This is a genomic window from Limnospira sp. PMC 1279.21 (genome assembly GCF_032349615.1).
Classification (GTDB): Bacteria; Cyanobacteriota; Cyanobacteriia; order Cyanobacteriales; family Microcoleaceae; genus Limnospira; species Limnospira fusiformis.
The window spans coordinates 1-5,824 of record NZ_JARPLU010000230.1 but is presented as its reverse complement, the minus strand read 5'-3'; the positions used below and the strand labels follow the sequence as shown (position 1 = coordinate 5,824).

General features: G+C 44.0%; 6 protein-coding genes. 4 read left to right on the top strand and 2 right to left on the bottom strand.

Features of this window, described 5'->3' with window-relative positions; translation table 11 throughout:
- Positions 1-468, top strand: a 468-nt coding sequence (locus P5683_RS22155; protein ID WP_315663646.1) for a zinc ribbon domain-containing protein, incomplete at its 5' end; no start/stop codon positions are given.
- Between the two features lie 95 nt (positions 469-563).
- Complete coding sequence (locus P5683_RS22150) at positions 564-1,145, top strand: DUF3611 family protein (RefSeq protein ID WP_006622103.1); 582 nt, start codon at positions 564-566, stop codon at positions 1,143-1,145.
- A gap of 81 nt (positions 1,146-1,226) precedes the next feature.
- Here P5683_RS22150 and P5683_RS22145 read toward each other — a convergent pair whose 3' ends face one another.
- A complete protein-coding gene (locus P5683_RS22145; protein ID WP_006622102.1) occupies positions 1,227-1,766 on the bottom strand; it encodes a hypothetical protein in 540 nt (179 codons plus the stop codon).
- Between the two features lie 507 nt (positions 1,767-2,273).
- On the opposite strand from P5683_RS22145, the gene P5683_RS22140 reads away from it, so the two are divergent.
- On the top strand, positions 2,274-3,614 hold the full coding sequence (locus tag P5683_RS22140) for an adenylosuccinate synthase (protein ID WP_006622101.1): 1,341 nt from the start codon (positions 2,274-2,276) through the stop codon (positions 3,612-3,614).
- 95 nt (positions 3,615-3,709) lie between these two features.
- Positions 3,710-4,315, top strand: coding sequence for a 50S ribosomal protein L25/general stress protein Ctc (locus P5683_RS22135; protein WP_006622100.1), 606 nt, complete (start codon positions 3,710-3,712; stop codon positions 4,313-4,315).
- A gap of 124 nt (positions 4,316-4,439) precedes the next feature.
- Here the strand turns inward: P5683_RS22135 and P5683_RS22130 are convergent, their stop codons facing one another.
- On the bottom strand, positions 4,440-5,456 hold the full coding sequence (locus P5683_RS22130) for an adenosine kinase (RefSeq protein ID WP_006668650.1): 1,017 nt from the start codon (positions 5,454-5,456) through the stop codon (positions 4,440-4,442).
- Positions 5,457-5,824: the final 368 nt, after the last annotated feature.

The window sequence follows — 5,824 nt, the reverse complement described above, 5'->3', positions numbered from 1 at the left end:
AGAGATCAAATGCGTAAAGCTTCTCATCGAATGCGGGAGCGGATTCGTAACCTAGTGGATGATTTACATAAGAAAGTCGCTCATTTCTTGGTTAATCACTATAAACTTATCTTTCTTCCTACTTTTAATTCTAGTCAAATGGTTTTAAAATCTCGTAGAAAGCTCAACTCTAAGTCAGTGAAAAACTTGTTAACTTGGAGTCACTACAGATTTGCTAAACATCTGATGCAACAGGCAGAAAGAAAAGGTGTTTTAGTGGTTCGTTGTAACGAAAGTTATACCTCTAAAACCTGCCCCCATTGTGGTAAAATCCATGAGAAACTAGGGGGAAGTAAGGTTTTTAAATGTCCTAATTGCGGCTATACAGCACCCCGTGATTGGGTAGGCGCACGAAACATTATGCTTCGTGCTTTGCAGGCTACTGCCGTTGTCTTCCAAGACAATGCGATACTTTTTCAATCTGTGTAAAGCTTTCATAATTTTTGTACAGGTTTGAACAGGTTAAATGTAGCACACCGAACTGATTATCTACCATTGGTCAAGTCAAAATATAGCCTCAAACAATGTCTAATCCATCTGAACGCCCAGCTTTACCTGCGTCCGCCCAGCGAGTTGCTGTTGCCCTCCGTAGGGCGGGATGGATCTGTTTTTGGGCGCAGCTTGTCCTAGCTGTAATTTCTGCCATTATCCTATTTTTTGCGGCTGTAGCCGCCCAAACTACCGGCGGCGGGAGTACATCCGCCGTGACTAGCGGCGGTTTCTTTTTTGCCGTGGCTGGCTTGTTGGTGTTGGGGTTCAGTACCTATCAAGCCTATGCTTATACTCGCCTATCTAAACGCTTACGAGAGGGTAGACCGCAGCGACCTTCCCGCGCTGACACTATTAAGCAAATTCGCATTACCCTAATTAGTAATTTGGTGGGAATGACTCTCACCCTCATTGCGGCAGAGGCGATCGGTGGGATATTATTTGCTAAAGCCCTCTCTCAACCTACTTCCCAGTTAGTATTCGGAACCGGTACTGTTCGCGACTTTATCCAACCTCTAGATCTGATTGTCGTTCTCGCCAGCAATCACACCATTCTAGCCCACTTTGTCGGTATTGTTGCCTCAATTTGGTTAATTGACCAGATTTATAAGCAATAAGGGCGGGTGATATGATCGGGTGATTCCTTCGTCTCTACGGGTGGGGGAACATTTGCCAGAAACCACCCCTAGAGCATGATTTTAAATTTCTTCCATGTCAATATATAAAATTTCTTCTGGTTCAATTACTTTCGGTAAATGAGTTAAGCGATATTGGGTTCCTTTGGGAATTATGATTTCATTTTCGCTGTAAATTAAAAACTCTTTAATTGAAATGCCAGAAATATTATTTTTAATCCTGATGATTACTGGATAGGCAGAATAAGCATAATCTTCCGCTACTAACTCATCGGAGGTAAAGCTGGTCATATAGTCAATAGTATATCCGCAATTGCGTTGAATAAGTGTCAGAAAAGATTGCAGTTTTTCTAATTTACTAAAAGGGATACCACGATAAATAGTGCCTTGGTAGGGAGGCATACGGTTCACAAAATTATTAACCAGTTGAATGTCGGGGGTAGTTTTGCCTTCTCGCTCAAGGTTTTTGATGTTCATGAAGCCAGAGGGGGTTGATTTGGTGATTTTGTCGATCGCAACTTCTGCCTCAAATTGGCTCATGCCAGTAAGTTTCTGCACTTTGTGTAATAAGTTTATATTGGCTTCATTTAGAGTATTAATCATGGTAATGCTATCCTAATTGGTAATTTTAAATCAACGGAATTCCGGATTTTTTAGATAAAAAAATTCCCCCTAATCATTGAGGATTAGTCAATGTCGCTGACTGGCAACAATTACGGAGTTGATTGAGAAGTTGATTGATAAAAAGTCAAAAGCAATCAGTCTAATTAATAAAAGAGAAGCAGACGAACTTTAAAGGGGTTTTTTAAATTTATCAAAATCCCTAATGGGGTATTTGATGGGAAAAAGAGAGTTTGGGCTGATTACTTATACTCCTCTTTTACTAAGATACAACAATTTCTGTAGCTTATTTTACAAAAACACATTTTTTTACAAAACTTTACATGATATCGGGGAGCCGAATTAGGGTGGTGAGATTTCTGGTGAAGCCGAGGAGAAGCAGGTTCTAAGGCTATTGGGGGAGATTTGGCGATCGAAGTATTTGACATGACACCAATGGACATTAGATAATAGGAGTTTGTGTAAACCGTAGCTTGGCGTAAGAGTCCCTTGGCTAACGTAATCGTAATAGGTGCCCAGTGGGGCGACGAAGGAAAAGGAAAAGTTACCGATCTCCTCAGCAAATCGGCTGATGTTGTGGTTCGCTACCAAGGAGGAGTGAATGCGGGTCATACCGTTGTAGTCAACGGCCAGACCTTTAAACTGCATCTGATTCCATCGGGAATTTTGTATCCTGATACCGAGTGCATTATCGGTTCGGGGACGGTGATTGATCCCAAAATATTGATTGGAGAACTGGACCAACTAGAAGAACTTGGCATTTCTACCGCCAAACTGATGATCGCTCAAACGGCTCATGTGACGATGCCTTATCACCGTTTGATTGATCAGGCATCGGAGGAACGCCGAGGAACTCGTAAAATTGGGACAACGGGCAGAGGTATTGGTCCGACCTATGCTGATAAGTCAGAACGCACGGGTATTCGAGTCATTGATTTGATGGACTCGGAAAGTCTGCGATCGCAACTCGAATGGACAATTAAATATAAAAACGTCCTCCTCGAAAAACTCTATGATCTGCCCCCGGTAGACCCGGAAGCAGTGATCACAGAATATCTGGGATATGCAGAACGCCTGCGTCCCCATGTGGTTGATGCCTCCTTGAAAATTGATAATGCTGTGCGGAAACGGCACAATATTTTATTTGAAGGAGCCCAGGGAACCCTACTAGACCTAGATCATGGCACTTATCCCTATGTCACCTCATCTAATCCGGTGGCGGGTGGCGCTTGTGTGGGCGCTGGTGTGGGACCAACCATGATTGATCGGGTGATTGGTGTGGCGAAAGCCTATACTACCAGGGTGGGAGAGGGACCTTTTCCTACGGAAATGGTTGATGGCATTGGTCAGGTATTATGCGATCGCGGCGCGGAATTTGGAACCACCACCGGACGACAACGGCGGTGTGGTTGGTTTGATGGGGTGATTGGTCGCTATGCAGTGCGTATTAATGGCTTAGACTGTCTGGCTATTACCAAACTTGATGTTTTGGATGAGTTGGAAGAGATCAAAGTTTGCGTCGCCTATAATCTTGATGGTGAACGCTGCGAAGATTTCCCTAGTGATGGTCGCAAGTTTGCTCGCTGTCAGCCGATTTATGAAACCTTACCGGGATGGAAAAAATCTACGGCTGAATGTCGCGATTTGGAAGACTTACCGAAACAAGCTCTTGATTATCTCAAGTTTTTGGCGGAATTAATGGAGGTTCCGATCGCCATTGTTTCTCTAGGAGCCAGTCGCGATCAAACCATTATTGTCGAAGACCCCATTCACGGCCCGAAAAGAGCTTTATTAGATGCCAAAGGTCAGCCCGTAGAGCATCAATCTTAACCCGAGTGATCAAATTTTATGGGGTGGCGATCGCTCGGCATTTTTGGGTTAAAATATCCCTAAATTCATCACAGTTTAGTTAGTAGGAAATAATCATGGAAATCACTGTACAATGTCAGAAGCGACCATCAGGTTCTAAACCGAGAGCTTTACGCCGTGAGGGTCTAATTCCCGCCGTTCTTTATGGTCATAAAGGGGCTGAATCTGAAGAACTGACCATTGATGCCAAAAGCGCTGAAAATCTCATGAAAAAGGGAGCCGTGAATCATACCTTGATTCAACTGAATATTCCCGATTTATCCTGGGCTGGTAAGGCTCTGTTGCGGGAAGTACAAACCCACCCATGGAAAGGCTTTCCTTATCATCTGAGTTTTTTCTCAGTAGGAACTCTCGAGAGTGTGGAAGTCACTATTCCCCTAAACTTTATCGGCGAACCCATCGGAGTTAAAAATAGTGGGGGAATGCTTGATCTAGTAATTACTGAAGTGCAAGTAAACTGCAAGCCAGGGAATATTCCCGAAGCTATTGATGTAGAAGTTTCTTCACTAGAAGTTGGCGATGCGCTGCATATTAGTGAACTGCAACTCCCAGAGGGTGTAGAAGTTATTGCTGAGGCTGATCAAGTAGTGGCTTCAATTCTGTATCGTGGTGGCGGACAAGCTGAAGACGGGGAAGGAGAAACTGAGGCAGCTACAGCTTAATCAGAATTAGGGGCGGTTTGGACCGGGTACAAACAAGATAGATATTCCTATTTCTGTAGTCCGGGGTTAAGGAGAGAGTAGGAAACCGCCCCTACAGGATAATGATCGATAATCGATGATCAAATTAGCGGCTGATGATTTTTTCTAGCTGTGACCGATAGGATTCTGATAAACGAGGGCCCCGGACTTGTACAATTTGAGAACCTAGATAATTCCCCCAGCGAGCAGCTTTCTCAGTAGTTAATCCGTTAGTGAGTCCATAGAGAACGCCACCAGCAAAAGCATCCCCCGCACCTACAGTATCAATAGGCTTCACCGGAAAACCAGAAACCGGGGTAATGGTTTGATTTTGGACAACTAAACAGCCTTGACCGCCATTAGTAATGAAAATTAGATCCGCTAAGGAAGACATTTGACGCGCACAGGCTTCTAGGTCTGTTTCTTGACAAAACGCCTTGACTTCATCTGCATTACAGAAAATCACATCAGCATATTCTGCTGATAATTGTCGCAGTTCCTCGCCGTGTCGTTCCACCAGGAATAGGTCAGAAAAGGTGAGAGCCACCTTAATATTATGGGTTTGAGCTTGTTGGAGGATATCTAAACAGGCTAGGCGGGGTTCAGGAGCATCCCAGAGATAACCTTCAATATATACATATTGGCTGCGGCGAAATGCTTCCCAATCGATATCGGCTGGAGACAGAGCAATAGATACCCCTAAATTAGTACATAAGGTGCGTTCTGCGTCTGGGGTGGTCAGGACTAAACAGGTTCCTGTGGGTCCTTGTTCTTCAGTAGCCGATTTAACCCCAAACTCAATTCCGGCGGCGGTCATGTCTTGTCTGTAAAACTCGCCGTTGGTGTCGGAACCTACTTTGGCTGCAAAATAACCAGTTCCACCACTTTGAGCGATCGCCATCATGGTATTAGCAGCAGAACCGCCACAGCTTAATTTAAGTGGGCTATTCTCCAACTCTTGCAATAAAGTACCCTGTTGGTGAGCATCCATCAGAGTCATACCGCCGCGACCCAGTTGATGAGTTTCCAGAAAATCATCTTCGACAAAGGCCAGAATATCTAATAGGGCATTTCCTACCCCAAACACATCTAAAGATTTTCCGTCCTGTGCATTTATAACCATTGTATTGCTTTAGTATTGATCAAAGTATAGGAGTTTGAGGAAGGGATTTCACCCGGCCACCTACTACGGTGGAGTCATTTTTCTAGTTGGCGATAGGCTTGAATGGCAAAAAAGAAAAACCCTACGGAACCTAAGAGGAGTAACACGGGTTCAATAAGACTGCCTGTAAAAATTTCGCTCATAGCCTTAACCTTAACTTTTTCATCGCAGGATTCTGTTTAATATACCACAACCCGATTGCCGAAATCGCCGATTTTCCATAATCCACAAGCATTTGGGCTGAGTGGTAGCCGCGCGTGGCCACTTAGCAGATAGAGCATGATTTAATCTCAAATTAGGTTAATATTTTAGGGCAATACGGTATAATA

Bases quoted from the DNA above. Each gene is read 5' to 3' on its own strand.
- P5683_RS22130 (WP_006668650.1), bottom strand. From the start codon at position 5,456: ATGGTTATAAATGCACAGGACGGAAAATCTTTAGATGTGTTTGGGGTA.
- P5683_RS22145 (WP_006622102.1), bottom strand. From the start codon at position 1,766: ATGATTAATACTCTAAATGAAGCCAATATAAACTTATTACACAAAGTG.
- P5683_RS22135 (WP_006622100.1), top strand. From the start codon at position 3,710: ATGGAAATCACTGTACAATGTCAGAAGCGACCATCAGGTTCTAAACCG.
- P5683_RS22150 (WP_006622103.1), top strand. From the start codon at position 564: ATGTCTAATCCATCTGAACGCCCAGCTTTACCTGCGTCCGCCCAGCGA.